Genomic DNA, 26387 nt, shown 5'->3' with positions numbered 1-26387 from the left:
AGACTGCACGTAAATGATTGCAATAATCTGTTTAAGTTTTCGATTTTTGGCTAATTTTAGATAACTGGAAATTTATCGGGTTTTTCAGGACTTAAATGACTAAAAATAGGGAAATTGTTTAAAAAGTATTTAAACGAGCAAAAATATGCAGTTTTTTTTCAAGCTGTGCTTGCAGTGCTATGCCGAAATTTGTATTATGGCGGCACGTTACGGTGAGATGGGTGAGTGGCTGAAACCACGTCCCTGCTAAGGACGCATACGGGTAACTGTATCGAGGGTTCGAATCCCTCTCTCACCGCCACTTTACTTATGTCGCGCTCATAGCTCAGCTGGATAGAGCACTTGGCTACGAACTAAGGGGTCGGGAGTTCGAATCTCTCTGAGCGCACCAATAAGTAAACCGGAAAATAACGCAGTCTATAAAGACGACACAAGTTACGCGCTCATAGCTCAGCTGGATAGAGCACTTGGCTACGAACTAAGGGGTCGGGAGTTCGAATCTCTCTGAGCGCACCAACTTGAACAATGAACCGCACATGTTGCGGTTTTTTTGTGCCTAAAATTTACAGAATCCGCCTGAATCACATGCTAAAAATAAATCCTAGATGACTCAATAAAAATAAGGCAGCGTGATGAGAAAAATTATTGTCCAGGAATTTCTGACTCTAGATGGTGTAATGCAGGCACCCGGCGGCCCGGAAGAGGACACATCTGGAGGCTTTCAATATGGTGGCTGGGTGGCACCGTATTTTAGTGCTGAACCCGATCCAGTATTTGATCGCATCATGCAAAAATGGATGCAGTCCACCGATATTCTGATTGGTAAGAATACCTTTCAGATTTTTGAACCTTACTGGCCGAAGCATGCTGAAGACTGGCTAGGAATTAATGAAGTGAATAAATATGTGCTGTCCACCAGTCTAGAGCGCTCGGACTGGCAAAATACGGTCTTTGTAAGAAGTATTGATGAGGTTATCAATCTGAAGGTTTCAGGGAAGGAGGATCTTCGGGTGTATGGCAGTGCCGCAGTGGCACAGGCACTTTTTAAGCATAATCTTGTGGATGAACTCTATCTAATGATCTTTCCTATAATATTGGGCAGAGGAAAACGTCTATTTGCTGAAGACTCTATGCCAGCAGCATTTGCAGTGACAGATCATCAAGTTACTTCAAATGGCGTGGTATTGAGCTGTTATCAGCGGGTAGGCGAGGTTAAAACTGGCCTGGTTGGGGAATAGCTCCATTAGGCTGTGAGCAAATGAATATGAGGTAATTGAAAGATTAATTTAGCTAATCCTGAAATCTTGCCAAGTCTGGGTTATTGTTTTTAACTCTAAATTCGCAGGAATTTTCATCAAAAAAACTGAAATATTGCACTATCGTTTAATTACTGTACGTTCGGTTGTAATTTTATTAAAAAACACTTAACAAGTGCTGAAAACTCTATATAATGCACCCCATCAAGACGTCGCGCTCATAGCTCAGCTGGATAGAGCACTTGGCTACGAACTAAGGGGTCGGGAGTTCGAATCTCTCTGAGCGCACCAATCTTGATAAAGAATTCTGAAAAAACCGCACATTGATGCGGTTTTTTTACGTCTTTAGTTTTTAATTTTTCATATAAAAAACCAATAATTAGAAATGAACTTAATATTTTAATTTCTGCTGTACTTTTAAGGCGTAGACGGTATTGCCACCAACAGCCGGCAACATGTCATGATAGGGAAGGCTGCGCATGGCTTTCAGTAAGAACGGTGCCTGATCATGAATTTTCATGGAACTGGTGATCTGGAATAGCGTTCCCTGAGATTGCGGCAAAAGCTTCATTCCACCCCGTACAAATTTTAAATCTCCGCCATTGGCATAGAACTGGTTTTGTAAGGTATTTGGCTGTTCAAAACGCATTTTAAAATTAAAGGGAATCTGAATGACGCCCAAGCCGACTGATACCTTGTAGTTGGCATCAATACTTTGCAGGTTGACTGGGTTCAGTTCCACTTTTTTGATTTGTCGTGGAAAGAGTTTCTGGCTGGCCTGAGCCGATAACCAGGGCTGCAGCTTCTCAGTCGGATGCGAGAAATATTGATAGGTGGTACTGAATCTTAGATTTTCTGAACTTTTACCGGCCTTGACCTGATAATTGGGCAAAATAAAGCTGACAGGCTGTCCTGATTTTTGACTGAGCTGGGCAATTTTCTGGGTTTGCTGATTACTGAGCTGAACCCGGGGCACTGCCGTATTTAAAGTTATAGCAGCAGGATATCTAAAACGCTGCTGTAAAGCTTCAAGCAGAAAGGCATTAGTGCCAGCAGGAATGCCGAGTTTGGCTTCCGGCAGGGCATTCAGGATCTTGCTAAATAGAAAACCTTGCGGCTGGTTTAGATCGCCCCATTGCGTCACCGTCACTAAGGTTTTATTGGGACCCAGTGCAAACCATTCTAGCTTTCCGGCCCCATAGGGAATTGGCGCATCCAGAATTAGTGTGCTGATACTGTTATTTTCCAGATGATGCTGTATTACCACAGTTTCTTTAAAGTTTAAGACTGGAATTGGGGTAGGAATATGTACTTGATATTTGACTTGCTGAATGCTCCCTTGCTGTTCAATCACTTTGGCGGATTTCAGGGTCGGAAACAGGCCAACATAATTCGGATAATGTTGCAGTAATTTTTCGACTTGTGCTTCGGATGCAGGCAAGACCACAGCCGCACTATAAAACTGGGATTTGCTGCTAGAAGCCGTTTTAAAAGTCGGTAAATGGGTTTTGCTGGCAGGATGTGCATAAATCAGGATACGCTCGCCAGTGAGTTCAGCCAGTTGTTGAGAATTGCCCTGAAATACATCAAGACTGCTTGGCAGATTAGGGGTCCATGGCGTTATTTTTGCGAAAGCCGGTGAGATTGCACATAAGGTACTACTCATCAGCAAATAGGGGATCAATCCTTTCATCCAATATCCTATTGTGTATTTTTTGTTTTAATGATGATTTATTTAAAACTAAATTTAGTTATTTCCAAAGCAAAGTTATGTAATTGATAGCATAAGCCATGAGTTTCAAGCATATTTTGATATAGTATGGATCAGGATTTTATATTTTTGATGTGATGCTATGACTGAGTCAGCACCAACTTTATCCACCCGTTATTATCTCACTTTAGAAGAATCTCAGGATGGATTTGCTCTGGCCACTTTTGGCAAAAAACAGATTTCACGCTTTCTGACGCCTTTGGTCAGTATCGGGATTATTATCTGGGGCTTTTCAATGGGACTGAATGGGGTTGGCCGTTATTATGTGGCATTGGGTGCCTTCTTCCTGATTTTACAGGGCATCATGCGCTACTGGTTCCTGCCGATGATGTTTAAGCGCCAGTTTGTAAAATATCAGTTTGGAAAAAGTGAACAGGGCATTGACCTGTTTCAGGACTATGCAGAAATTTTCAATAACGGACGTAGCAAGGTCGTGCATTATAATGAAGTACAAAGTTTTGCTGTCGGCAAGCTGACCTATATGCTGGAACTGAAAAACCGTACAGTGGTGATTGTGCCAAAACGTGCCTTTAAAGATGGTGCCGAGCAAAGCATTTTCGAAAATACCTTTAAGAAATAAGACAGATCAAGAACAGGAAAGAGATCATGAGTACACGTCCATCAAAAATTGTTTGTGTCGGTCGCAGTTATGCTGACCATGCCAAAGAGCTTGGAAATGCGGTACCTGATCGTCCTGTGCTGTTTATCAAGCCACCGAGTGCTTTGACATCACTGGATGCTGGTATTGAATGGAATCCAGACTGGGGCAACTGTCATTATGAGTGTGAACTAAGTTTGCGTATTGACCGTACCTTAAGCAAGGAAAATGATCCTGCCAAAGTTTTGCAGGCAATTGGTGCTGTGACTTTAGGTCTGGATCTGACCTTACGTGATCTGCAGGATGATCTGAAGAAAAAAGGTCAACCTTGGGAACGGGCCAAAGCTTTTGATGGTTCTTGTGTACTCGCAGACTGGGTGCCAGTAGGTGATGTGATTGCTGACTGGAAAGATGTGCACTATACGCTGGAGATCAATGATGAGCTGCGTCAAAAAGGCGATACAGCTTTATTGATTTTTGATATTGCGACTTTATTGGCCGACATCAGTCAAGTGTTCACACTGGAAGCAGGTGATGTGGTCATGACCGGTACACCAGCAGGAGTGGCAGCCTTACAATCGGGTGATCAATTGAAAATGAACCTAAAAGGCCAAAATCAGGATTATGTCTGGACGACATTTGTAAAGTAAGACTGGATTTTTAAGATCAAGGAGCCGAAGGGCTCCTTTATTTTGTTTAGAAAAGTGTAATGAGCAAGGGATAATTTATTAAACTGATCAGGCGCGGTTGTCATTCAGTTTCTAGATATAGATTGGGTAGCATCTAAATCGTTTTTTATGCATCACTCTTTTTGCCTGAATCACCCCATCGTGTGTCTATTTTGAAGTATATCTTCTACTTCTGAAAATTTTATTGTGTAGCGGCTCCAATCAAGAACAGGAATATATTTGAATCATCGTCAGGTACTAGATGTTAAAGCATCTGCCATTATGTTTGTACTATGTATGTTGTGGGTTTGCAGCAGGTCGTACTGAAATGGGCGGCCAGTGATATTTCTGCCCTGATGCAAATTGCATTACGTTCAGCCTTATCTGCACTTATGGTTTATCCTTTAATTCAGCAGAGTGTACGCCGTCAGCTTTGGAGTGCACGATACTTGTCTGCGGGTTTACTGGTGGGTGTGCTGTTTGCCGCTGAATTTTATCTGGTGGGTGAGGCGCTGCGTTATACCTCAGCTTCGCATACCATTGTCTTGCTCTATACCGCACCGATTTTTGTGGCTTTAGGCTTGCACTGGAAACTGCCAGCGGAACGTTTGTCTCATGTACAATGGAGCGGAATTTTCCTTGCTTTTAGCGGTATTGTAGTGAGTTTCGTGCTGCGTCCACAGACAGGATCTGCTCTACAACCTCATGCCTTATGGGGAGATTTTCTGGCATTACTGGCTGGTGTATTCTGGGCAGCCACGACCGTGAGTGTACGTCTGAGCTCGCTGGCTGAAGCACCTGCAACCCAGACCTTATTCTATCAATTGCTGATCGCTGGCATGGTGTTGTTGCCTTTGTCCTTTTTGACTGGGCAAGCCAGTATTCAATGGACAACTTTGTCGATTTCCAGCCTGATTTTTCATACGGTGGTGATTTCCTTTGCCAGTTATCTGATCTGGTTCTGGATGCTAAAACATTATCTGGCTTCACGTCTTGGGGTGTTTTCCTTTTTAACCCCAGTATTTGGCATGCTGTTTGGCGTATTGATTCTAAATGAACATATCGAGATCAATTTTATTGTCGGGACCTGTATGGTGATGCTGGGCGTGATTCTGGTGAGTTTACAGGGATGGTTAAAGAAACCTGAGCCTCAGATCAAGACTCAGACATCTATATAAAAAACCGGTCAATGAAAATGACGACACTTAGTTTTTGGATAAGTATAGCTTTAATGAAAGCAAGGACGATTATTTGCTGAAAATCAAATCAATCTACTTAAATTTAATCCTCTCAAAAGAGAGGATTAAATTTATTTACTGCGGAACAGTTCTGATAATGGAAAATTGAGTTTTTCTTCCAGAAACTGATCAGTTTCATTCAATTTAGGTGAGAATTTTTGCATCCAAAGATCATCAGTATGCACATCAGTCAGATGCTGTTTGCGCGGTAAAGGATAAGGAAGCTGTAGATAAAAATTCCAGAAGCTGACCTGATCCAGATCGCGTACCAGCACATATTCATTATCATCCGTGCGTTTAATCAGATTCTGTTTTTCAAACATGCTGACATAGCTTGGCCAGCGTCCAATTTCATCCCGTCCTAAAACTTCCAGTGCCTGTGCTTCACTGACACTTTCACCAGTTTTCTGCTTTTTATAAAACAGTTCTAATAGATCCAGTAACATGACGATCGGATGACGCTTATTGTCCTGTCCAGATTCGAATGCAGTCAGGGCATAGCTGATTTCCACGCCCAACAATACAATAATCCAGGACAGGTAAATCCAGAGCAGGAAAATAGGGACAGCTGCGAAAGCGCCGTAAACAATTTCATAACTGGTAAAGTTTGACATCAAAAAGCCGAACAGGTTTTTCAGCAGCTCAAATACGATGGCACTAAACAGGCCGGCAATAAAAGCAGATTTGAGCGGTACACTCCGATTGGGAATAGTCCAGTTCAGAATAAAAAAGCCAAGCACGGTCAGAGAAAAAGATATTACCCAGAGAATAAAGGCGCCATCCAGTTCATAACCGGCAAAGTTATTACTGAGAATATTCATGGAGGCTAAAGTAGAAGAAATCACAAAGGCGCTGCCCAGCAGAATTGGACCGAGTGAAATAATAGTCCAGTAACGCATAAAACCGATAATGCCACCGCGGGTTTCAGTCACACGCCAGATCCGGTTAAAGACCGTTTCGATGCTACTGAGCATCAGTACTGTGGTGATGAATAAGAAAAGAATACCGATAATAGTTAAATTGCTGGACTTCTCCGTGAAGGCATTGAGCGCTTTATCGAAAGCAATCGTTGTTTTAGGTAAAAAGTTACTATAAATCAGCTGTTGGAGCTGTTGTCGTGCCGGTTCCAATGCCCTGATTGAAGAGATAATGACCAGAAACACGGTCAGCATTGGAACTACAGCAAACAGGGTGGTATAGGTCAGTGAACCGGCCTGCTCACGACATCGGTCAGCCTCAAACCGCCGTAGTACAAATAAAATAAATTGAAACCAGTGTTTTTCATAAAAAGGTAACTTCTTTAAATATTCAACGATCATGCGCTTTCAATCTCAATTTTTTTATTCATCATGAATTTTCATTCTTCAGCTTACCCAAAAAAGTTGCGAAATACCGTATAGTTTTATTTTTTTAAGTAATGAATAAGAACTTTATGCAACCTTATGTCCTTGTTTTATATTACAGCAAATATGGCTCAACCAAAGAAATGGCACATCTGATTGCGAATGGTGTTGAAGCAGCAGGGATGGCTGTAAAAATTCGCACTGTTCCAAATATTGCGACGGTGGTGAAAGAAGCAGAGCCGAGTATTCCGGCAGAAGGCGATATCTACTGTACTTTAGATGATCTTGCCCAGTGTGCTGCTTTGGCATTAGGTTCACCCACCCGCTTTGGGAATATGGCTTCAGAAATGAAATACTTCTGGGATCAGACCACCAGTTTATGGCTGAATGGCGCTTTGCATGGTAAGCCAGCCTGTGTTTTTACCGCGTCAGGCTCAATGCATGGCGGACAGGAAAGTACTTTACTGACGATGCTACCGCCATTGTTTCATCACGGTATGATGATCATGGGATTAAGCAATGCAACGCCAGCGCTGTCCAATACTAAAAGTGGTGGTACACCTTATGGTGCTAGTCATGTGAGTGGCCCGCGTCATGACCAAGGATTAAGCCAGGATGAGAAAATTTTATGTGAAGTACAGGGCAAACGTCTGGCCGAAGTTGCTTTAAAACTCCATCAGGCTTAAGGCTTTAATTAAAAAGGAAATGGAGAATCAGCTTCATTTCCTTGATTTTATTAATCTTCTTTTTGATCTTTTTGATCTTTTTGATCTTTTTGATCTTTTTGATCTTTTTGATCTTTTTGATCTTTTTGATCTTTTTGATCTTTTTGACTGAATCTATGTTTGCAATTCAGACACTGATAATCCAGAAACAGATTGCGATCTACAGAAACGCCTGCTTTTTTACCTAAGAAGTTTCCGACCACGCCCCCAGTAATGCCTACACTGATTGCGCCTACGAAGGTTCCCACCGTGCCGCCTACAATTACCCCTAAAGGACCTGCGACCGTTCCAATGGCAGCGCCAATTGAAGCACCAGAGGCTGCGCCACCCACTGTGCCCGCAGTGGCACCAGCTGAGGTCATTAAAATACCACCAATTTTTTTCAGATTCTTTTCGTGATCGCGTAGCTCAATTTCCGTTGAACCACATTTAGGACATTGCATAGGATTTTCCATCAGCGATTAGTATTTATTCATTTTAAGCAAATGTGTGACATGGGATCTTACTTAGACCAGCAGCTATCCAACACATCCGGCTCAACAGTATGTAGGTTCTGAATATTGAAATCAGGAGCATTTCATACCAATTTGATTCTAGTGGAATTTTATTCAGAGAAGTTTAGCTGAGTTGTAAATACATGCATTTTCCACTTTTTATAATTTTTAGCTGGATGGGCCGAGTAACTTATGCGGGGCTAAAGTATCAATGCACTTTTTTTATGGGTTTTAGTCGAGCATTTCTTTGTTTGGATAGTTTTGAGCCGGGGCTAAATGTAAGAAGAAGTCCGTGGTCATGCGAGCTGATAAAGACAATTGGTATATTGATACGAAAAAATATCTATAGAACAGAATTTCTTTATAAATGCGTTTGAGGGTAATTGATTAATTATATTTTATTTAATATGTGATATTTATTATTATTTCTAGAAATGCTAATAAAATAAAAATTTACGACTTTATAAAAATAAAATGAAAGGAAACATTAATTATTTTAAGATTAATTTTTTATTAATTTAAATATTTAAAATATATTATTTAAATCAAGTTTATTAAATGAATTTTATATTCTTTATTTTTCTTAATAATGATTTATTACAAATCACAAATTATAAACAAATTTATTTAAATTTAATAAAAACATAATCTTAATTTTTTATTAGAAAATAAAAAATATGTGAATACGCATAATTTCTTTATTTTATTTTTTTATCTGATTAAATATTTTTTAGATAAATTAGATCTTATTTAAAGTAAAAAACTAAATAAACATTTTGAATCAGAGGATATTAATATTATGAGAATATTGGCGATCAATATGGGTTTAATTTGTTTATGTTTTTTGAGTAACGCTTATGCAACCTCAGATGAGTGGAGTCAGCGTTGGAAAGCATCAGCAGCACATTCTAGTGAAAATTTGGTTCAAGCAAACCTGATCGAACTTAGAGAGTCGGATTATTATTCTGGATTAGGAAAAACCACGGTGTATAGCACCTCAACTACCTCTATCGGTACAGTAAATACGCCGACTAATAATATCAACATAGAGGGTTCGGATAACAATATAGATATTGCAAGCGAGCTTCTAAATGGAGCTCTTGTAAATTCGAATACCAATCAAAATACCAAACAGTGTCCTAACTTAAGTACCAGACAGGGAGAATCAGCATGCTGAATTTTCCATCCAGAAGAAAGATTTCTTTTGTGAGCTTACCGGTGCTTTTGAGCTATTTTCTAACTGGGTGTACTGGTTTGGCACCCTCCAATAAGAAGCCGGTGAAACTGGTACAAGGACCTCCTATTACCGATATTTTTACTCCTTTTGATATGGCTTTATCCTGTTTAAAAGGGTAATTACGTAATGATGTCAGCTTCTCTGTGGGGGCGATTCTGGATCAAACCGGTAAAGATGTGGTGACCAATGGAGGTAGTGGGAAAATGGTCACTCAAGGCGCTGGAGATATGGTGCAGTCTGCTTTATTTCAGGCGGGAGTCAACTTAATGAACCGACGTGATCCCCGAATTATTGAAAGTGAAGCCAAGTGGGGGATTCGGGATCCAAGACAGATTCAGGCCTCTGATTATTATGTGACTGGCAGTATTAACAGTCTGGATTTTATTCCGGGGGGTGGGTTTGATATGCAGATTGCTGGTGTTGGGCCGAACTATAGTCAAACCCGTATTATGGTCGGTCTGGATTTATCTCTTACCGATACACGTACGAGTAAAGTCGTTGCGAATGTATCGCTGCAAAAGCAGATTGCTGCACAGGATTATGGCGTTAGTGCAGGGCGGTTTACTGGACGTACCTTGTTAAATGTTCAAATCGGTAAAGGAGAACGTGAGGCGACTAATTTTGCTTTACGCCAAATGTTGAATCTGGCCACTTTTGAATTACTCAGTCAGGTTGTTCCACCTCCTGTCTTTGCTGGTTGCCGTGCACAAATACCACCTGAATATGGTCAGCTCAATCTGACACGAAGTTCTGTGGCTCTGCATAAGTACAAAAAAAGTCAGGAGCAAAACAGTATAGCGTCCAGCACTGCTGTTCAAGAATCAGCTGTAACAGAATCTTCTTCATCCAATGAAAAAAATAAATCGACCAATTCACCGAGTAAAGATACGAAGCCACCTAAAAACAAAGAATCCGAGGTGATTCAGAATCCTGAAGCAGATCCTGAAATGAGTAAACAAGATTTAATTAAATATATCAGTAAGAAAAAAGCTTCGTCTTCTTCAGGTGTAGTAAAGAACGAAAAAGATTCGCAAGAAATGAATTCTAAAGAAAAAGAAGAGGAGAAGGTATCCATGTTGTGGGATGCCAATCCTGAAGTTATAGAAAATTACTGGTCAAGTTCTCAGCGTGATTGATTGACCAGTAAATACGGGCTCGCTCCCATTATGAGAAAGAAATACTGAGCGAAAAGTATTTCAAAGCTAAAAAAGGAAAAACAACGATGAAAAACACGATCAAAACAATCGCTTTATCCGTCGCTTTCCTGTCTGGTGCAGGTATGGCATATGCTCAAGATGATGAAACACCAACTGAAGTAACCGTAGATACTGGTTTACAAGCGACCTTGGAGTCGATCTCTCAGCAGGTGGAAAATGGTTCTGCCTTGAATCTTGCAGTAAATACAGGTGATGTTGATGCCAGCGTCGATTTACAAGCATTAGAGAGGTATCAAGAGAAGCACAGGATGCAATTAGTTCAATTGAGGGTACGATTGAAACTACAGCAATTGGTGCCGCGAATACAGGTAGTATTACACTAGAGCAAGGTAGCTTTAATCGCGTGATATCAGATGTATCAGATGAGACATATAACTATGACTACAGTGAAGTTACCAGTGCAACTAATAACTCAGAAACTGTAGAAGAGCTCTCAGAGGTTGCTGATAGTTCAGACATCTCAGAAGTGGTGAGTACTACACTGGCGACCAACTATAGTGAGCAAATCAATGAAACTTTAAGTAATTATAGTGCAGCAAATATTGCTTACAATGCAGGTACCATTGATGCATCTGTAAGTGCAATTGCAGAAGGAACTCAAATTGCTGTTAACAACAGCATCACAACTACCGCCATTGGTGCTGTTAACAGCGGTAGTATTACTGTGACTGTCAAATAGTTTATTGTTGAAAATAAACCAAGGGCCTAACTATTGGCAGATAGTTAGGCCTCTTATTTTATAATAATATCAGTTTAAATTGTTGTTATTTGTCGGATAATAAATTCTTAAGGCTTGAGCTGTATTGAAATTTCATAAGAAAAAGTCGAAGTACAACTATTTATATGCAGTCGAAAATAGATAGTTTTATAGCTATGTTTTAGTTATTCCTAACTAACCGAAATTAAAAAAATCCAATAAAAAAGAGTGCCGAAGCACCCTTTAAGATATTCATTTGTAAATTTAATCTCGAACAAATTCGACAGTACCATTCGCTAAAGATTTCACACGCGCTAATGATTCAACGCGGTAACCTTTTTCAAGTAACAGGTCACGGCCTGGTTGGAATGATTTTTCAATCACAATCCCGATTCCTACCACTTCAGCATTCGCCTGATGAATCAAGTCAGCAAGACCAAGTGCTGCCTGACCATTTGCCAGGAAGTCATCGATCACTAAAACTTTATCAGTTGAGCTGATGTGTTTATTTGAAATGGCAATCGTGCTTTCAGTCTGTTTGGTAAATGAAAATACTTTAGAACGGTATAAATCATCTTTTAAAGTGAGAGACTGGTATTTACGTGCAAAAATCACTGGAACACCAAGCTCTAAGCCTGCCATGACTGCAGGTGCAATACCCGATGCTTCAATGGTAATAATTTTGGTAATACCAGCATCTTTAAACAGACGCGCAAATTCCTGACCAATTTGCTGCATCATGATTGGATCAATTTGGTGATTTAAGAAAGAGTCAACTTTCAAAACTTCTTCAGATAGAACGATACCTTCGGCTAAGATTTTCTGTTCTAGTGCGTGCACGGGAGAATCCTCAAGAGCAGGTGCTTTTTAAAGCAAAAGCGTATTGTAAAAAGCACCCAAAAAAAATCAAGCGAAATTCATCAAAAAACCTTAGTTCGTTTTACCGTTATAGCCGGTCAGCAGTAAACCGTAAGAGGTTTTTTTGTCAACATGCGATACTTTGACTGGTAAGTAGTCCAGTTTCGGTGCTAACCAGAAAGTAGTTTCACGGCCTGGTTTGTTGTGTTTAATCACTACTTTAATGGTACTAAATGAACCATATTTGGTGCTCACCGTTTCTGTACCTTGTTTGACGAATTTACGGCCTTCTACCTCTTTGGCATCAGCAATGTAGTAATTCGATTTTAAACCACCATTTTTCAGGTCTTCACGAATCTGCAATTCAGCATTTAGCTCATCCAGTACATCTGCTCTCCAGGCAAAAGAACGTTTTTCATCATCCTTCTTGGTACTGATTGTTTTGCTAGACGGATTAAAGTTGATACTCATGGTATTGCTATGCACCAGAATCTTACTGGTACGGCTGAAACTGCTTGAACCAATCTTGCCATTATTAAAAGTGAAACGGCTGGTTTCAGTTGCTGAAGCAACGCCACCTGCTTTAGCTGCAAAAACATAGGTCCAGTTATTACCAGATTTGCTCAAGGTACGGGTAGCAGAACCCATATTTTTTCCATTATAGCTAAACTGATAATTGGCCTGGAAGGGCGCCATGGCGAAGGTCTGGGTGGATAAACCAGTAAGTACCATTGCGGTAGTCAAGCCTGCAGTCACACCTAAAGTTTTGAATACAGTTTTCGCCATAAAAAATTGTCCTGTGTAATTTCAGATAAAATTGATCACTTTCCACTTTTTATTATTTGGTCAAAATATGGAAAATGAAGGGAGATTTTCAATAAAAATGTATATTTCATGTATTTACTGGTGTGTTTGTTTAGATGTTGAATTACACACAGTTTAAGTCGGTTCTTTCTGTTTGATCGGTGTGACTTTATTGTCATCCATGTCGTCTTCGTCCCATTTCTCTTCTTTTTCCTGAGAAAGCTTTCTGAACAGGGCTGCAAGATTCACATTACCGATTACCACCAGTTCAGCTTCACGAAGTACTGCATGGTTCACATGAACCTTACCTAGCGTCTCAATCACCGAGCGGTTTTTACCTAACCAGCGATTCAGATCCAGATGCAATAAATCATCTTTTACTTTAATGACGCCGAGTTTTTCCAGAATCATGCCAAGAGGATCCTTGTGCAGTACGCGCTGATAGAAAAACAGGGCAAAGCGCACACCCAGTTTATAAAAGACATTTGGGTATTTAGCTTCGATCAACTGGGTATCACTGATCTGTTCAAATACAATGAGCTGCGTATTCTTATTCAGCTCCATTTGCACCAGTTTTAAATCAACCGATAAGGTCACGTTCAGGCCTTTATAGTCCAGCGTGGCATAGAGTCGTAACCAGTCATCATGCAAATCGGCATGCAGATCTTTCAGCATGGAAACATTGTCAGTGACAAAACGTTGAAATGTCGCATTCAGGAAAACTTGAGACAAAGGGAATTCGCGTTCATCCTCAATAAATCCTTCCGCCTTTTGATATGCCTGGCGAATTTTATTAGAAATATTGGAAATTAGCGTTTGCATCTTTAAGCATCCTGGCAACTATATGTTTTAATTCGAAGTGTATCTTGTCGAATTGTATAAAAAATACAAGAGTTTCAGCTTGCAGTTTAGCAAAATAAATAGCACCATTTTTAGGGTTTTAGTTATGTAACGTTGAAGATTTGATGGGTTTGGCATTTTTAAAAGAAAAATGCAAAGCCGTTTATTTTTTAATTTTTAAAAATGCTGTTTGGGGGATGAACTCAAGTCTGGGTTCGTAGCGATGAGATCAACCATGATATTAATGCCTCTGGTCAAAGCCTGGTGGAAAGATCCAATTTTTAATAGCGCCGTATTTGCAGCTGTTATTTTGCACGTGATTTTTCTCACGCTGGAATTTGGTATGCCACAAGATCAGGAGAGCATGACTAAAGAGATTGCAGTCAGTATTCGTCAAACTGATGAAAAAATTGAGCATGCAGATTTTCTGGCTCAAACTGACCAGCAAGGTTCAGGTAAATTTCGTGAAGCACATCGTATGTCGAGCGATATGCCTGCACCGTTGATGGAACAAAAGACCGGAGAAGAGCAGCAAGAAAGTCCGGACATGTTGCAACAGCAGCGTGAATTAAGCTTTGAAGAAAAAGTGCTGATGACGACTTTAAGCTGGCAAAAACAGGCGGAAGAAAATCAGCGCAAAAAAATGCAGGAACAGTTACAAAGTCAGTTCCAGGCCAAAGCCGCCATGGTAGCCAGTCTGGAAGCCCAATATCTGCAACGACAACAAAACTTCAGTCGTCAGCAAAAAATTAAAACCGTAGATGGTATCCAGTCCAAACAGGATGTCTCTGCGGCTTATCTGGAAAAATTCCGTCAAAAAGTAGAGTTCTATGGTAACCGCTATTATCCGGATGCAGCTAAACAGCAGAATCTGGCAGGAGAGGTACGTTTGATGGTGATCTTAAACCAGAACGGCGGAATCCGTGCAATTCGCTTAATTGACAGTTCAGGGCATAGCTTGCTAGATGAAGCTGCAAAATCTTCAGTACGCAAGGCAGCACCGTTCGGAGCATTTGATGCCAAGATGTCGGATATTTCCGAGTTACGAATTATTCGAACCTGGCGCTTTGATCCGGCTGAAGCAGAATTTGAGGTGCGTTAATCTGGACGCTTCGCCTGTATATAATTACCTTGCTGAGTTCCATCGTCCCAGACCACATTTAAATGGTTTTCATCTATGGCTAGATATTTGGGAAATATCATTAAGTCCTGGTACTTTGGATCTGCTTTTAAGCCAATACACTCTTTATTTTGCCACCATGTTCCTTCGGCAAATTGATCCAGAGCACCATAGGCCAGATACCATTTAAAGGTACCATCTGCTTGCAGAAGCAACTCCGAACCTAATTCCATAACTCCGTTTAAATAATAATGGCCTGCCCATGAGCTTTGGTTCTGTTGAAATTTGAGTTTTGGGCACATGGGAATTGAGTGGGCATAAAGTGATGAACACAGCCAGGGAGAGAAAATAAGTAATGCAGTCGAGAACAATCTTTTCATTACGTTCTCCTAAAATTTTTGAAGCACAGTTCTTCGTTAAAGTTCATTATGTGCTTATGTATTTCTGGAAGAAATCATGAATGCGTAAGCAGATATTTTTTTAAAACTCTGTATCTAAGAACAGATCAAGAAAAAGATAAATAAGGATCGATGAGTATTTAATTTAAATGTACATCATAGCGCCGTAAAACTTCACAGACTTCCACGCTGAAATATGTATACCAGCTATTTTTCCCTAGCTCTTGAGCAGCCTGATGTTCAGCATCTGCGCCAGGCGCGAATATCATGAAGACTGTTCCAGTAAGAAAGCGCAATTTCCTGAGTATCTTCGGTTAAAGCTTCAAAATACTGGCACTGAAATTGTGAAAGGGTTCTTTCTCTCATTCGCTGGGCTGTTTCAAAATAACACTGATCTAATTCTTTAATTTGCGCTTTGAAAATCACGACATATTGCATAGTAGTTTTTATTTTATTTCTTTAATTGAGCTTATTATGGAGTGAATAAAATGAAAAAAGCGAGCCTTGGCCCACTTTTTAATCATTGATTTTTAATCTCTTTCCAGATAAGGATTGGCAATACCCAGTTTGTCCAGAATCTCGATCTCAATACCTTCCATTTCTTCAGCATCTTCCTCTGAAGTTTCATGGTCATAACCCATCAGATGCAAAGTACCATGTACCAGCATATGGGTGAAATGGAGCAGTGCAGCTTTGTCCTGTTCAGCAGCTTCACGCAATACGACTGGAATACAAATCACCAGATCACCGATCGGGAAAGCATCCAGAACCTGTGCCATTTCATCTGGAAGTTCACTTGGAAAAGACAAGACATTGGTGGGTTTGTCCTTGCCGCGATATTCCAGATTGAGTTTATGACTTTCGTCATTATCGACACAGGCAATGCCAATTTCACAATCACTTTGAGTACCGATATGGCGCAAAGTGGTTTCTACAACTTTTTTAATATAGGCACGTTTCAGCACCAGTTCTGGTGACTGAAAGTCCTGTTGCAGGGAGAGACTAAGTTTCAACGTGAATCCTTAAAAATTAAATAACAATGCAGCGTTAATGCTGTGCATCAGCCGCAGCATCATTCTCGGCTATCAAGGCTTCCTGACGGGCTTTGCGCTCGGCACGAGCCTCGGCGCTTAAACGCTGCTGTTCACTGTCCCAGCCCTCGTAGGCTTCAACAATTTTTTGAACCAGCTGGTGGCGCACGACGTCACGAGAATGGAAACGGGTAATATGAATTTCAGGGATTTTATCAATCACACGCAAGGCATGTGCCAGACCAGACTGCTGACCACGTGGTAAATCCACCTGAGTCACGTCACCGGTAATCACTGCACGTGAACCGAAACCTAAACGGGTCAGGAACATCTTCATCTGTTCAGGTGTGGTGTTCTGGGCTTCATCCAGAATCACAAAAGAATGATTCAGGGTACGACCACGCATATAGGCGAGGGGTGCAACTTCAATAATCTGACGTTCGATCAGCTTGGCCACTTTTTCGAAGCCGAGCATTTCATACAGGGCATCATAAAGAGGACGCAAATACGGATCGATCTTCTGGGTTAAATCCCCCGGCAGGAAGCCAAGTTTTTCACCCGCTTCAACTGCAGGACGAACCAGTAGGATACGCTGGATTTCATTACGCTCCAGCATATCTACAGCGGCTGCAACGGCGAGATAGGTTTTACCGGTGCCCGCAGGGCCAATACCAAAGGAAATATCACTTTGCAGAATACGCTGTACATAACGTTTCTGGTTAGCACCGCGCGGGTTGATCCGACCTTTGCGCGTCTGCAGCCAGACATTGTCCAGACCGGTATGTTCCTGTTCTTCCAGGTTCTCCTGGAGTTCACGATCGGTCTGGCTACCTTGAATCATCATATGCAAGGTATCTGCACTGATCTGCTGGCTGTGTTCAGATTCTTCATGAAGACGTTGCAAGAGCATTTCGGCTCTCTCAACGGCATCGATTCCACCATCGATAAAGAAACTTTCACCTCGGTGGGAAATTTTGACGTCTAAACGTTGTTCAATTTGTTTCAAATGACCGTTATAGGCACCTAAGACGGCTTGTAAACGGTCCATCGAAATTCCAGGAAAAGCTACTGTACGTCGAATCGTTGCAGTCAAGAGTGTTCCTTTTAGAAGTGTACGTTATATGCTCTACATTACGCCACGTCAGGCTCAAGATTCAAGAGCTCACCGTAAACTAAATTTAAAGTTTTAATTTCGGTAATCTCGATCTCTGCAAAGCGTCCTACCCACGCTGCATCGCCAATAAAGGTGACATAACGGGTATTGTCTGCTGTACCGACCAGAACGTTCGGATCTTTATCAGAAACTTTCTCAACCAGTACACGTTGAACTGTACCGAGCATGGCATCTGTTTTACGGATACTCGACTGTTTAATCCAGTCCTGTACTTTGGCCAGACGTTCTTTTTTCACCTGTTCAGGGGTGGTATCTTCCAGCTCTGCGGCAGGGGTGCCCGGACGTTTTGAATAAACAAAACTATAAGAGTGGTCGAAATCTAGATCCTGAATAAACTGATAGGTTTCTTCAAAGTTTTCATCGGTTTCGCCTGGGAAGCCGATAATAAAGTCTGAAGATAAATGCATGTCTGGGCGAACTTTACGTAACTTTTCGATTTTCTCGATATACACATCAATGGTGTGGTTACGCTTCATCGCCTGCAATACATCATTGGAACCGCTTTGTACCGGCAGATGCAGATGCGACACCATCTGTGGCAGGTCACGATAGCACTGGATCAGATCATCATTGAATTCCAGTGGATGCGAAGTGGTATAACGAATACGACCAATACCTGGAATTTCTGCAACCAAACGTAACAGATCGGCAAAAGTACAGATTTTTCCATCGAAGGTCTCACCGCGATAACCATTCACGTTCTGACCGAGCAGGGAAATTTCACGCACACCTTTTTCTGCTAGACCTGCGATTTCAGCCAAAACGTCATCTAGTGGGCGCGATACTTCTTCGCCACGTGTATATGGAACTACACAGAAAGAACAGTATTTTGAACAGCCTTCCATGATCGAAACAAAGGCCTTATAACCTTCAACACGCGGTTCAGGCAGGAAGTCAAATTTCTCGATATCCGGGAATGAAATATCCACCAGTTTAATTTTTTCTTTTTTCGGTTTTTCGACCTGCTCGAAATGCTGGTCCAGCATTTGCGGTAAACGGTGCAGGGTTTGCGGCCCAAAAATCATGTCCACATAATTGGCACGTTTCTGGATATTGTCACCCTCCTGAGAAGCCACACATCCACCGACACCAATAATCAGGTCAGGATTTTTTTCTTTCAGCTTGCGCCAGCGGCCCAATTCTGAGAATACTTTTTCTTGTGCCTTTTCACGGATCGAACAGGTATTCATCAGCAGAATATCGGCTTCTTTAGGATCGGTGGTCAGCACATAGCCGTGGGAATCGCCCAGCAGATCTGCCATACGGTGACTGTCATACTCATTCATCTGACACCCTTGCGTTTCGATATACAGTTTTTTAACTGAACCATCGATGGCTGGGGTGTGCGCTGGCTGGGTAACAGTGTTTTCTGAGGCAGCTGGGGCACCATTCGGAATGAAGGTTTGAACCGTCATGTAGGCTCCTACAAGGTAATACGTCGAAAGAGTGAACGAATAATCCATTTGCATAAACAAACGGCTAAATAAAAATTCAATTCACGTTCTGAAATCTTTAAAAGGCGCATATTTTAGCAGGAAAGTCGCTTAAACTTATAGCCTAAAATGCGGCTGGGAAAATATTGATTTATGGACAAAAAGTGTCTGAAAATTAATATTGTCTAATCATGAGGTTACATAAGTGAACAATACAGTGGGTTATAATTTTCCGGCTAACTCTTATGATAGGCAACAGGGGCTGGGCGAAAAATCGATGATAGAAGGCAAATTGATGTTTAAACACACTAAAAATATGAAGAAATATTATAAATTACTAAGCTTGAGTGTGGCGTGTCTCTGTTCAATGAGTGCGCAGGCAGCAGAAGAACAATTTAATGATGCCTTACGAGCGGCAAATGCTGGAAATATCGGACAATTACAACAATATCAGTCTGCCATGCAAAATGATGTCTTGGGCTATTATCCTGAATACTGGATTCTGAACCAGAATCTTGGCTCACAACCTGCCAGTCAAATTATCAGTTTCGCCCAACGTTATCCTCAGTCGGCTATGGCAGAAAAACTCGCAGCCGATTATGTCGAAGAAAAAGTCAAAATGGCTGACTTTGCTACTGCGCAACCCGTTCTGCAATATGTCACCAATGCCGATCCGGCTGAAGCCTGTGCAGTTGCACAAGTCCGTGCTAAAAGTGGCGATCAGCTGGTCTATGCTGAATTTAAAGATGTCTGGCTGACCACCAATTCTCAACCTGAGTCATGTACGGGCTTGGGGCGTATGATGTTATCCAGTCCGCTTATGACCAATGAAGACCGCCAGCAGCGTTTGTGGGTGCAATTGCGTGCTGGACAGTCTGGACAGGCGATTGCCACTGCACAAGGTTTAGGGCTTAACCTGTCTCTGGCTCAGCTCAATACGATTCAGGCCAATCCAACCAATTATTTATGGTCAGCCCCTAAAAGTACTGCGGCTGATCATGCCTATCTGATTTATGCTTTAGGACGTTTGGCAGACAGTGATCTCGATTCAGCAATGTCCATCGTGAAACGCACTGCTGAGGGTACGCCGGTACAAGTGCAGAAAACCCTATTCAGAACAGTGGGCTACATTGGCGGCACTACGGTAATGAAAAATAACTTCAACCGTGAAGTGCTGAACTATCTGGATGCCAGTTATGGTTTGCCATTTAGTCCGGAAGAAGCCGAAATTTATGCCCGTCAGGCGATTCGTTTTAGTGCCTGGGAAAGTCTGATTCGTGCCATTGATGCCATGAGTGTGAACCAGAAACAGGAAGACCGCTGGCAATACTGGCTGGCACGTGCCAGTGAACAGCGCACAGATCGCGCTTCAAAACAGGCAGCAGAAAGTATCTATAAAAAATTGGCAGTCGGCGAGGATTATCATAACCTGCTAGCGCGGGATAGGTTAGGTCAGTTAACGGCTTCTACCCCAAACTCAGCACAGCCATCCAGCCAGGCCATGCAACGCCTGAACCAAGATATTCATTTCCGCCGTGCCTTTGTCTTGCGTAATATTAATGCGCCAGAGAATTATATTAACCGTGAATGGAACTGGGCAGTTCGTCAGGCTTATTTAAGAAAAGATGACGATTTACTGTTGGCAGCAGCTAAACGCGCGACGGATATGGGCTGGTATGACCGTGCCATTTATGCAGCGGATCGTACGGCGGACAAGCATAATTACAATTATCGTTATCCGATGCCACATCAGAATTATGTCGTGAGTCATAGCCGTAATGCTGGCATTGATGCTGCCTGGGCTTATGGTTTGATGCGTCAAGAAAGTCGGTTTAATACCGGTGCACGCTCTCATGTAGGGGCTGGTGGTTTGATGCAGATCATGCCGGACACCGCCAAATTGGTCGCTCGTCAAATGGGTGAGACCTATAATCCGGCAGCCTTAACCGATATGAACACCAATATCCGTTACGGAACTTACTATTTATCAACAATTCAGCGTCAATTGAGCAATAGTCCAGTACTGGCTACAGCAGGTTATAATGCCGGCCCGAACCGTGCCCGCCGTTGGCAACCCGAATTCCAAAGTATTGCTGCGGATCAATATACCGAGACTATTCCTTTATTGGAAACGCGAGATTATGTGAAACATGTCATGACGAACGCGACATATTACGGTATTTTATTGGGACAGGGCGCACAATCGGTCGGTAAGCGTATGCAAGCCATTCCGTTACGTAATACACCATAGCATTCAAGAAATCTAAGGGAAGGATAGTTTGTTGATCAAGGGAATAAGGGGTGCTCAAATTTCTGCTGGATGGGCTGTGCTTTTATTTTTAGTAGCAAGTCCAGCTGCCTTTGCACTACCAACGGGTTATGTCATGGACATCCAGATGGTACCGGCACTTTGCAGTCTGGATCCGGCCTACAGTAAAAAAAGAAAATGTCTTGAAGGTTATTCCCTAAATATTTCTGGTCTCTATCCTCAAACCACATCAACACATTGCACTACTACCAGTTCTGCGAAGTTACCGCCTTTGCAGGCTAAAGTGGTGGCCCGTATCATGCCGGATGAAAACACCCGCGCATTACTCTGGCATAATATTGGCGGCTGTATTCCGATGAATGCCACGCAGTATTTTCGTACCGTGATCAATCATGCTGATCGTCTGAAAGTTCCTGAAGAACTCACCGAGCAGGAAAGTCATACCGTTTCCATTGATATGCTGCGTTCCAAATTTCTGAAAATCAATCCGCAACTGCCTTCAACAGCATTGCGCTTTAACTGCCATCAGACCCGCGCATCCAGCCTGCTGACCTCCATCCAGGTCTGTTACAACGCCAATGGTGGCTATAAAGGCTGTCCTGCAAACATTATTAATACATGCCCAAAAACTGTCACAATAAAAGGGACATACTAAGCTTTTTAGTCAAATTAATTTATATTTCCTATCATACTTTTGTTGAAATCCATTCTCTTTTACATGCATCTCGAAGAGGATTGGAGTACAATCTTTGCCGTTTATGATTATTAAGATTAGATAGAACAGCTATTTAATCATTATGACGATCCTCTCAATTGGAGATAATTACATGAAGCAACCTGTTCGCGTTGCCGTTACTGGCGCTGCTGGTCAAATTGGTTACAGCCTATTATTCCGTATCGCAAGCGGTGAAATGCTTGGTAAAGACCAACCAGTTATTCTTCAATTATTAGAAATTCCTGTTGAGAAAGCTCAGCAAGCGCTTAAAGGCGTAATGATGGAACTAGACGACTGTGCTTTCCCATTATTGGCGGGCATGATCGGTACTGATGATCCTAAAGTAGCTTTCAAAGATGCAGACTATGCTCTATTAGTTGGTTCACGTCCACGTGGTCCTGGTATGGAACGTGCTGACCTGCTTAAAGTAAACGGCGAAATCTTCATTGGTCAAGGCCAAGCACTGAACGAAGTTGCTAGCCGTGACGTTAAAGTTCTTGTTGTAGGTAACCCTGCGAACACTAACGCTTACATCGCAATGAAATCTGCTCCAGATCTTCCAGCGAAAAACTTCACAGCAATGTTGCGTCTTGACCACAACCGTGCGTTAACTCAACTTGCTCAAAAAGCGGGTGTTGCAGTTTCTGACATCGAAAACATGACTGTTTGGGGCAACCACTCTCCAACAATGTATGCTGACTACCGTTTTGCTAACGTAAACGGCGAAAGCTTGAAAGACAAAATCAACGATGCAGCTTGGAACAAAGACGTATTCCTTCCAACTGTTGGTAAACGTGGTGCTGCGATCATCGAAGCACGTGGTCTGTCTTCTGCTGCTTCTGCTGCGAACGCTGCAATCGACCATATGCGCGATTGGGCTCTTGGCACAAACGGCAAATGGGTAACTATGGGTATTCCTTCTGACGGTTCTTATGGTATTCCTGAAGGCGTAATGTTCGGTTTCCCTGTAACTACTGAAAACGGTGAATACAAAATCGTTCAAGGTCTTGAAATCGACGAATTCAGCCGTGAACGTATCAACGTTACACTGAACGAGCTTGAAGAAGAGCGCGCAGCAGTTGCTGACATGCTTAAATAATTTAATTTTTTAATTAAATTAAAAAGAAGGCACTCTAGTTAGGGTGCCTTTTTTATTGAACAAAAAATAACATCCTGTGAAGGAGAGACAACTGAGTTTGTTATATAGGCAGGCTAAGGTAGATACAAGCTCATAATTCAAAAGGGGGAGGTCATTCAGATGTTAGAACAACGCCCAACCTTCGAACTTTTTTTTGAACAATTAGGCCTGGACTCCAGTCCTGAAGCAATCGACGAATTTATTAATACCCATCAAATTGGCATGGATGTACCGCTACACAAAGCACCATTTTGGAGTAAGGCACAACATGACTTTTTGATCAGTCACTGGAAGAAAGATGATGACTGGGCCATATGGGTAGATGTGCTAAATGAGCAGTTACATACTGAAGCCGTGGGCTCAGGCTCCTGTAGCTTGCCCAGTGGTAATTCAAACTAAAGTTTTCAATCTGAACACCTTGATCATTTAACCAACTGATAAATCGAATAATGGAGTCTGCTTATGCTTATGGAACAACAGGTCACTCTGGAACTACTTTTTGAACAACTTGGTTTGCCGTCAGATGAGGCTTCGATCGAGCAATTTGCTAAAGATCATCAGCTCGATGCCAAAGTAGCTCTGCCAGATGCCGAATTCTGGAGTGAAGGACAGAGTGCCTTTTTACGTGAACACTGGCATCAGGATGATGAATGGATCGTAATTATTGATAAACTGAACCAGCTTTTACATGTCGAAAGTGATAAAGAAGGCCCTGAAAGCAATTAAAGTTTCTTTATACAAAAAGACACAACAAAACCTAGTCCTTTGACTAGGTTTTTTTTGTCTTATCTTATAAGTTAGTCCTATAAATAACTACAATATATCTGATATAAGGAGGGCATATGCTCGGGAAGAACCAACCATCCTTAGAAATGTTATTTTCTCAACTCGGCCTGGCTAATAGCCCAGCTGCCATTGAACTGTATATACGTACTCACCAGTTACCGGCTCATGTTTTTCTGCATGATGCGCCGTTTTGGAATAAAGCGCAGCGCTCATTATTAATCAGTCATCTGGTGCAAGATGATGACTGGGCGATTTGGGTAGATGAACTTAATCAGCAACTGCATATGGATGCGCAACATCCTAAGATTCTAAAGTCCGCTTAAACTTGATATCAAAAAAGCCTCATATTTATGAGGCTTTTTTGATGAAGGTCCTGGAGGTAATTAATGCATCCGGCGACGCAATAACTGAATAAACCAGTCCAATTGGCGGTATTCATCAAAAGCAGGATGTTGCTGTAACAGATCAAAGTCAAACACAGGCATCTTGCTGTATTTGTTCAGCCAATGACGGGTCATGGCAGGTTCTTTCTTGCTGGCAGACGCATAGGCCAGGAAGAAATAAATCTCCGCATGCTCATAATGGGTCATCGGTTTGAGAATCTGTTGGGTGATCAGGGCGAAATGCTTTTCCTGGGTCAGCTCAAAATAAATCATATACGCCTTGGCCAGATGCAAAGACAGATTAATATAAAGATCTAACGGAATTTCCTCAAAATCTACCCGGCCCTGTTCGAGCAAGACAATTGCTTCTTGCAGGAAATGCAGCTGTTCCTGGCGTATCTGGCTAATGGTCACCAGTTGCAAGCGAAGATCGGCGCGCTCAAGAGCCAATTCAGGAGTATTGCCGTTTAAAAACAGCTGATCAGTTTCACCGATACGGGCAATGATCTGTTGGGTGTTTGGTCGCATGAACGCCGTCCTCTAGTCTCAATAAGGGCTATATGAGGCTAAAAATAGAAATTTAAAGTTTTAAATCAGCTGATTGTCTGAACGCAGCCACGCAGTAATCGAAAGACGCTGCTGTTTGGACAGCAGAACCTCATGTAACAGATCACTTTGAAAGATGGCGATGCGGTTCGGTTTAGGCTGGATAATATGCCATTGATCATTTTTATCCTGCAGATGTAATTCGCCGCCCCAGTTATCTTGCCAATCATCATGCAGATAATAAACCGCAGAAATCATTCGGCCATTTTTGCCTTGAGGATTATCGCGATGCAGGGCATAGAACTCACCCGCGTTATAGCAGGCAAAATGGGCTTCCACATCTTTAATGCCTAAATAAAACGCGCGGTTTAAAATTTGAGAAAATTGTTGAAGGGTTTGAATGTGTCGGTGGGAAATTTGAAATTCAGGTTGTAACCAAAGAATATGATCACTACGGATGTTGTTAACGACACCATTTTGAATGGCTGCATTACGAAATTCGTTTAAGTGGCTTAAGCATTCTTGACTCACTGCATGTTGATATTCGCTAGAGTAAGCATCGTCAACAATACTAAAGCCATGTTGATCTAAATCATCTAAGATTTGATCAACATTCCAATCCCCTGGGATGATAACTGCTTCCATTTTTTCAATTCTCGATAGTGTGGTAAAAAAAGGTCCGCTATTTTAGTGCAATAATCGTTTCTGAACGAAATAGTTTTTCATGTTAAAATAGCAATTGATCTTAGGAATAATTGAAACATGAATTACCGTCACTCTTACCACGCAGGCAACTTTGCCGATGTCATGAAGCACGTTTTATTGCTTCAGTTGTTGACTCGACTGAATGCAAAAAACAAACCTTATCGCTATGTAGATACACATGGTGGTGCAGGTAAATATGATTTGTCGACTGCCGAAGCGCAAAAATCAGGTGAGTTTTTAAACGGTATTCATCGTCTTGTTAAGCTGGATGATTCGATCAAGCGTAATGCACCTGAAGGCGTACAACAATATTTAAAAATTGTTGAGAAAATACGTGAAAACTTTGGTAAAGGTGCATATCCGGGTTCACCATGGTTTGCGCTGGAAGGCATGCGTGAAATTGACAAGGCCACTATTTTTGAAATGCAGCGAGATGTGTTCCAGCAGCTACGTCATAACATTTTTGACAAACGCGCCGGTCTGCATGAGCGTGATGCGTATGAAGGCTTACTCGCAGTCATTCCACCGAAAGAAAAACGTGGTTTGGTGATGATCGATCCGCCGTATGAGCTGGAGCGTAAAGACTTCCCACAACTGGTTGAATTATTGGTTGCTGCTTATAAAAAATGGCCAACAGGCGTATTTGCAGTTTGGTACCCAATTAAAGACCGTGCCATGATTGAACGTTTCGAGAAGAAAATGTTCAAGACCGGGATTCGCCGTCAGTTGGTATGTGAAATCTGTGTATGGCCAGATGATACACCAGTGGGTTTAAATGGTTGTGGTTTACTGGTGATTAACCCACCTTGGAAGTTCTCTGAAGATGCAGACGAAGCGCTGCAATGGTTATTTCCGCATTTACGTATGCAGGAAAATGGCGGTCATGCTGCAGTTCGTTGGTTAGTAGGCGAATAATATTTTAAAGATCGGGTCATAGTTAGGA

Annotated in this window: 25 protein-coding genes, 4 tRNA genes and 4 pseudogenes; 20 read left to right on the top strand and 13 right to left on the bottom strand. The window is 41.8% G+C overall.

All coding sequences use genetic code 11. The features are described from left to right. Nucleotides 1-211: 211 nt before the first annotated feature. The 5 genes from AC4MBN_RS12255 to AC4MBN_RS12235 all read left to right on the top strand — a co-directional run bounded on the left by AC4MBN_RS12255 (nt 212) and on the right by AC4MBN_RS12235 (nt 1547). Nucleotides 212-301, top strand: a tRNA-Ser gene (locus AC4MBN_RS12255). A gap of 13 nt (nt 302-314) precedes the next feature. Further along, nucleotides 315-391 (top strand) — tRNA-Arg (locus AC4MBN_RS12250). A 48-nt stretch (nt 392-439) separates the two neighbouring features. Then, nucleotides 440-516, top strand: a tRNA-Arg gene (locus AC4MBN_RS12245). 116 nt (nt 517-632) lie between these two features. After that, the gene (locus tag AC4MBN_RS12240) at nt 633-1238 is read left to right on the top strand and encodes a dihydrofolate reductase family protein (RefSeq protein WP_491880282.1); all 606 of its coding nucleotides are present in this window, start codon (nt 633-635) and stop codon (nt 1236-1238) included. A gap of 232 nt (nt 1239-1470) precedes the next feature. Further along, a tRNA-Arg gene (locus AC4MBN_RS12235) sits at nt 1471-1547 on the top strand. Between the two features lie 100 nt (nt 1548-1647). Here AC4MBN_RS12235 and AC4MBN_RS12230 read toward each other — a convergent pair. After that, nucleotides 1648-2949 (bottom strand): SRPBCC family protein, encoded by a 1302-nt coding sequence (locus AC4MBN_RS12230; protein WP_491880281.1) that lies wholly within the window; start codon nt 2947-2949, stop codon nt 1648-1650. A gap of 160 nt (nt 2950-3109) precedes the next feature. Here AC4MBN_RS12230 and AC4MBN_RS12225 point away from each other — a divergent pair, with 160 nt between their 5' ends. The 3 genes and pseudogenes from AC4MBN_RS12225 (at nt 3110) to AC4MBN_RS12215 (ending at nt 5471) form a co-directional block, all read left to right on the top strand. Further along, nucleotides 3110-3607: a YcxB family protein gene (locus AC4MBN_RS12225; protein ID WP_419364187.1), complete on the top strand. Its 498-nt coding sequence runs from the start codon at nt 3110-3112 to the stop codon at nt 3605-3607. A 26-nt stretch (nt 3608-3633) separates the two neighbouring features. Continuing rightward, nucleotides 3634-4275 carry a fumarylacetoacetate hydrolase family protein gene (locus AC4MBN_RS12220; protein WP_491880280.1) on the top strand — a complete coding sequence of 214 codons (642 nt, stop codon included), beginning with the start codon at nt 3634-3636 and terminating at the stop codon, nt 4273-4275. A 258-nt stretch (nt 4276-4533) separates the two neighbouring features. Further along, a pseudogene (locus tag AC4MBN_RS12215) lies at nt 4534-5471 on the top strand (DMT family transporter). A 131-nt stretch (nt 5472-5602) separates the two neighbouring features. On the opposite strand, the gene AC4MBN_RS12210 reads toward AC4MBN_RS12215, so the two are convergent. Then, on the bottom strand, nt 5603-6850 hold the full coding sequence (locus AC4MBN_RS12210; protein WP_180104114.1) for a YihY family inner membrane protein: 1248 nt from the start codon (nt 6848-6850) through the stop codon (nt 5603-5605). Nucleotides 6851-6963: 113 nt separating this feature from the next. Here AC4MBN_RS12210 and wrbA point away from each other — a divergent pair, with 113 nt between their 5' ends. After that, entirely contained in the window at nt 6964-7560 is a 597-nt protein-coding gene (gene wrbA, locus AC4MBN_RS12205; RefSeq protein ID WP_419364190.1) for an NAD(P)H:quinone oxidoreductase, read from the top strand. Between the two features lie 50 nt (nt 7561-7610). Here wrbA and AC4MBN_RS12200 read toward each other — a convergent pair whose 3' ends face one another. Then, on the bottom strand, nt 7611-8054 hold the full coding sequence (locus AC4MBN_RS12200; RefSeq protein ID WP_179992782.1) for a hypothetical protein: 444 nt from the start codon (nt 8052-8054) through the stop codon (nt 7611-7613). 838 nt (nt 8055-8892) lie between these two features. Between AC4MBN_RS12200 and AC4MBN_RS12195 the strand changes: the two genes are divergently transcribed. The 3 genes and pseudogenes from AC4MBN_RS12195 (at nt 8893) to AC4MBN_RS12185 (ending at nt 11226) form a co-directional block, all read left to right on the top strand. Then, on the top strand, nt 8893-9270 hold the full coding sequence (locus AC4MBN_RS12195) for a hypothetical protein (RefSeq protein ID WP_491880279.1): 378 nt from the start codon (nt 8893-8895) through the stop codon (nt 9268-9270). Further along, nucleotides 9264-10466: pseudogene (locus tag AC4MBN_RS12190) on the top strand (CsgG/HfaB family protein). Before AC4MBN_RS12195 ends, AC4MBN_RS12190 begins: the two are co-directional and overlap by 7 nt. Nucleotides 10467-10552: 86 nt before the next feature. Then, a pseudogene (locus AC4MBN_RS12185) lies at nt 10553-11226 on the top strand (hypothetical protein). Between the two features lie 282 nt (nt 11227-11508). Here the strand turns inward: AC4MBN_RS12185 and AC4MBN_RS12180 are convergent. From AC4MBN_RS12180 to AC4MBN_RS12170, 3 genes are all read right to left on the bottom strand, one after another. Further along, nucleotides 11509-12084 carry a xanthine phosphoribosyltransferase gene (locus AC4MBN_RS12180; RefSeq protein WP_005233791.1) on the bottom strand — a complete coding sequence of 192 codons (576 nt, stop codon included), beginning with the start codon at nt 12082-12084 and terminating at the stop codon, nt 11509-11511. Between the two features lie 90 nt (nt 12085-12174). After that, complete coding sequence (locus AC4MBN_RS12175; protein WP_373686180.1) at nt 12175-12834, bottom strand: DUF3108 domain-containing protein; 660 nt, start codon at nt 12832-12834, stop codon at nt 12175-12177. A gap of 207 nt (nt 12835-13041) precedes the next feature. Further along, nucleotides 13042-13728, bottom strand: a complete 687-nt coding sequence (locus AC4MBN_RS12170; protein ID WP_312210164.1) for a hypothetical protein — start codon at nt 13726-13728, stop codon at nt 13042-13044. A gap of 262 nt (nt 13729-13990) precedes the next feature. On the opposite strand from AC4MBN_RS12170, the gene AC4MBN_RS12165 reads away from it, so the two are divergent. Beyond that, nucleotides 13991-14848, top strand: coding sequence for an energy transducer TonB (locus AC4MBN_RS12165; RefSeq protein ID WP_171065445.1), 858 nt, complete (start codon nt 13991-13993; stop codon nt 14846-14848). Here AC4MBN_RS12165 and AC4MBN_RS12160 read toward each other — a convergent pair. From AC4MBN_RS12160 to miaB, 5 genes and pseudogenes are all read right to left on the bottom strand, one after another. Continuing rightward, on the bottom strand, nt 14845-15246 hold the full coding sequence (locus AC4MBN_RS12160) for a hypothetical protein (protein ID WP_491880278.1): 402 nt from the start codon (nt 15244-15246) through the stop codon (nt 14845-14847). The two genes, AC4MBN_RS12165 and AC4MBN_RS12160, sit on opposite strands and share 4 nt — an antisense overlap. Before the next feature lie 158 nt (nt 15247-15404). After that, nucleotides 15405-15702, bottom strand: a pseudogene (locus tag AC4MBN_RS12155) (antibiotic biosynthesis monooxygenase family protein). Between the two features lie 92 nt (nt 15703-15794). Next, nucleotides 15795-16277 carry an rRNA maturation RNase YbeY gene (gene ybeY / locus AC4MBN_RS12150; protein ID WP_419374470.1) on the bottom strand — a complete coding sequence of 161 codons (483 nt, stop codon included), beginning with the start codon at nt 16275-16277 and terminating at the stop codon, nt 15795-15797. Nucleotides 16278-16311: 34 nt separating this feature from the next. Continuing rightward, nucleotides 16312-17388 carry a PhoH family protein gene (locus AC4MBN_RS12145; protein ID WP_004786823.1) on the bottom strand — a complete coding sequence of 359 codons (1077 nt, stop codon included), beginning with the start codon at nt 17386-17388 and terminating at the stop codon, nt 16312-16314. A 38-nt stretch (nt 17389-17426) separates the two neighbouring features. Beyond that, on the bottom strand, nt 17427-18884 hold the full coding sequence (gene miaB, locus AC4MBN_RS12140) for a tRNA (N6-isopentenyl adenosine(37)-C2)-methylthiotransferase MiaB (RefSeq protein WP_419364202.1): 1458 nt from the start codon (nt 18882-18884) through the stop codon (nt 17427-17429). 334 nt (nt 18885-19218) lie between these two features. Between miaB and AC4MBN_RS12135 the strand changes: the two genes are divergently transcribed. The 6 genes from AC4MBN_RS12135 to AC4MBN_RS12110 all read left to right on the top strand — a co-directional run bounded on the left by AC4MBN_RS12135 (nt 19219) and on the right by AC4MBN_RS12110 (nt 24133). Beyond that, a complete protein-coding gene (locus AC4MBN_RS12135; protein WP_419374577.1) occupies nt 19219-21153 on the top strand; it encodes a lytic transglycosylase domain-containing protein in 1935 nt (644 codons plus the stop codon). A 34-nt stretch (nt 21154-21187) separates the two neighbouring features. Beyond that, nucleotides 21188-21826 (top strand): ribonuclease T2 family protein, encoded by a 639-nt coding sequence (locus AC4MBN_RS12130; protein ID WP_491880960.1) that lies wholly within the window; start codon nt 21188-21190, stop codon nt 21824-21826. Nucleotides 21827-21998: 172 nt separating this feature from the next. After that, nucleotides 21999-22985, top strand: a complete 987-nt coding sequence (locus AC4MBN_RS12125) for a malate dehydrogenase (protein WP_491880277.1) — start codon at nt 21999-22001, stop codon at nt 22983-22985. A gap of 159 nt (nt 22986-23144) precedes the next feature. Beyond that, nucleotides 23145-23423 (top strand): DUF2789 family protein, encoded by a 279-nt coding sequence (locus tag AC4MBN_RS12120; RefSeq protein ID WP_419374469.1) that lies wholly within the window; start codon nt 23145-23147, stop codon nt 23421-23423. Nucleotides 23424-23486: 63 nt separating this feature from the next. Then, the gene (locus AC4MBN_RS12115) at nt 23487-23750 is read left to right on the top strand and encodes a DUF2789 family protein (RefSeq protein WP_491880276.1); all 264 of its coding nucleotides are present in this window, start codon (nt 23487-23489) and stop codon (nt 23748-23750) included. A 116-nt stretch (nt 23751-23866) separates the two neighbouring features. Beyond that, nucleotides 23867-24133, top strand: a complete 267-nt coding sequence (locus tag AC4MBN_RS12110; protein WP_491880275.1) for a DUF2789 family protein — start codon at nt 23867-23869, stop codon at nt 24131-24133. Between the two features lie 60 nt (nt 24134-24193). Here the strand turns inward: AC4MBN_RS12110 and AC4MBN_RS12105 are convergent, their stop codons facing one another. Together AC4MBN_RS12105 and AC4MBN_RS12100 are read right to left on the bottom strand one after the other, a co-directional pair. Beyond that, nucleotides 24194-24721, bottom strand: coding sequence for a hypothetical protein (locus AC4MBN_RS12105; RefSeq protein ID WP_419364209.1), 528 nt, complete (start codon nt 24719-24721; stop codon nt 24194-24196). A 60-nt stretch (nt 24722-24781) separates the two neighbouring features. After that, a complete protein-coding gene (locus AC4MBN_RS12100; protein WP_419364210.1) occupies nt 24782-25384 on the bottom strand; it encodes a 2OG-Fe(II) oxygenase in 603 nt (200 codons plus the stop codon). A 117-nt stretch (nt 25385-25501) separates the two neighbouring features. Here AC4MBN_RS12100 and AC4MBN_RS12095 point away from each other — a divergent pair, with 117 nt between their 5' ends. Beyond that, nucleotides 25502-26359, top strand: coding sequence for a 23S rRNA (adenine(2030)-N(6))-methyltransferase RlmJ (locus AC4MBN_RS12095; protein ID WP_491880274.1), 858 nt, complete (start codon nt 25502-25504; stop codon nt 26357-26359). Nucleotides 26360-26387 lie beyond the last annotated feature (28 nt).

This window comes from Acinetobacter sp. CAU_H_60 (assembly GCF_058599385.1).
This window is presented reverse-complemented; position numbering and strand designations above follow the sequence as displayed.

What these genes read in the sequence shown, in the direction of transcription:
- AC4MBN_RS12240 (WP_491880282.1), top strand. Translation starts at nt 633, where the DNA reads ATGAGAAAAATTATTGTCCAGGAATTTCTGACTCTAGATGGTGTAATG.
- AC4MBN_RS12230 (WP_491880281.1), bottom strand. Translation starts at nt 2,949, where the DNA reads ATGAAAGGATTGATCCCCTATTTGCTGATGAGTAGTACCTTATGTGCA.
- AC4MBN_RS12225 (WP_419364187.1), top strand. Translation starts at nt 3,110, where the DNA reads ATGACTGAGTCAGCACCAACTTTATCCACCCGTTATTATCTCACTTTA.
- AC4MBN_RS12220 (WP_491880280.1), top strand. Translation starts at nt 3,634, where the DNA reads ATGAGTACACGTCCATCAAAAATTGTTTGTGTCGGTCGCAGTTATGCT.
- AC4MBN_RS12210 (WP_180104114.1), bottom strand. Translation starts at nt 6,850, where the DNA reads ATGATCGTTGAATATTTAAAGAAGTTACCTTTTTATGAAAAACACTGG.
- wrbA (WP_419364190.1), top strand. Translation starts at nt 6,964, where the DNA reads ATGCAACCTTATGTCCTTGTTTTATATTACAGCAAATATGGCTCAACC.
- AC4MBN_RS12200 (WP_179992782.1), bottom strand. Translation starts at nt 8,054, where the DNA reads ATGGAAAATCCTATGCAATGTCCTAAATGTGGTTCAACGGAAATTGAG.
- AC4MBN_RS12195 (WP_491880279.1), top strand. Translation starts at nt 8,893, where the DNA reads ATGAGAATATTGGCGATCAATATGGGTTTAATTTGTTTATGTTTTTTG.
- AC4MBN_RS12175 (WP_373686180.1), bottom strand. Translation starts at nt 12,834, where the DNA reads ATGGTACTTACTGGTTTATCCACCCAGACCTTCGCCATGGCGCCCTTC.
- AC4MBN_RS12170 (WP_312210164.1), bottom strand. Translation starts at nt 13,728, where the DNA reads ATGCAAACGCTAATTTCCAATATTTCTAATAAAATTCGCCAGGCATAT.
- AC4MBN_RS12165 (WP_171065445.1), top strand. Translation starts at nt 13,991, where the DNA reads ATGCCTCTGGTCAAAGCCTGGTGGAAAGATCCAATTTTTAATAGCGCC.
- AC4MBN_RS12160 (WP_491880278.1), bottom strand. Translation starts at nt 15,246, where the DNA reads ATGAAAAGATTGTTCTCGACTGCATTACTTATTTTCTCTCCCTGGCTG.
- miaB (WP_419364202.1), bottom strand. Translation starts at nt 18,884, where the DNA reads ATGACGGTTCAAACCTTCATTCCGAATGGTGCCCCAGCTGCCTCAGAA.
- AC4MBN_RS12135 (WP_419374577.1), top strand. Translation starts at nt 19,219, where the DNA reads ATGAAGAAATATTATAAATTACTAAGCTTGAGTGTGGCGTGTCTCTGT.
- AC4MBN_RS12125 (WP_491880277.1), top strand. Translation starts at nt 21,999, where the DNA reads ATGAAGCAACCTGTTCGCGTTGCCGTTACTGGCGCTGCTGGTCAAATT.
- AC4MBN_RS12120 (WP_419374469.1), top strand. Translation starts at nt 23,145, where the DNA reads ATGTTAGAACAACGCCCAACCTTCGAACTTTTTTTTGAACAATTAGGC.
- AC4MBN_RS12115 (WP_491880276.1), top strand. Translation starts at nt 23,487, where the DNA reads ATGCTTATGGAACAACAGGTCACTCTGGAACTACTTTTTGAACAACTT.
- AC4MBN_RS12110 (WP_491880275.1), top strand. Translation starts at nt 23,867, where the DNA reads ATGCTCGGGAAGAACCAACCATCCTTAGAAATGTTATTTTCTCAACTC.
- AC4MBN_RS12105 (WP_419364209.1), bottom strand. Translation starts at nt 24,721, where the DNA reads ATGCGACCAAACACCCAACAGATCATTGCCCGTATCGGTGAAACTGAT.
- AC4MBN_RS12100 (WP_419364210.1), bottom strand. Translation starts at nt 25,384, where the DNA reads ATGGAAGCAGTTATCATCCCAGGGGATTGGAATGTTGATCAAATCTTA.
- AC4MBN_RS12095 (WP_491880274.1), top strand. Translation starts at nt 25,502, where the DNA reads ATGAATTACCGTCACTCTTACCACGCAGGCAACTTTGCCGATGTCATG.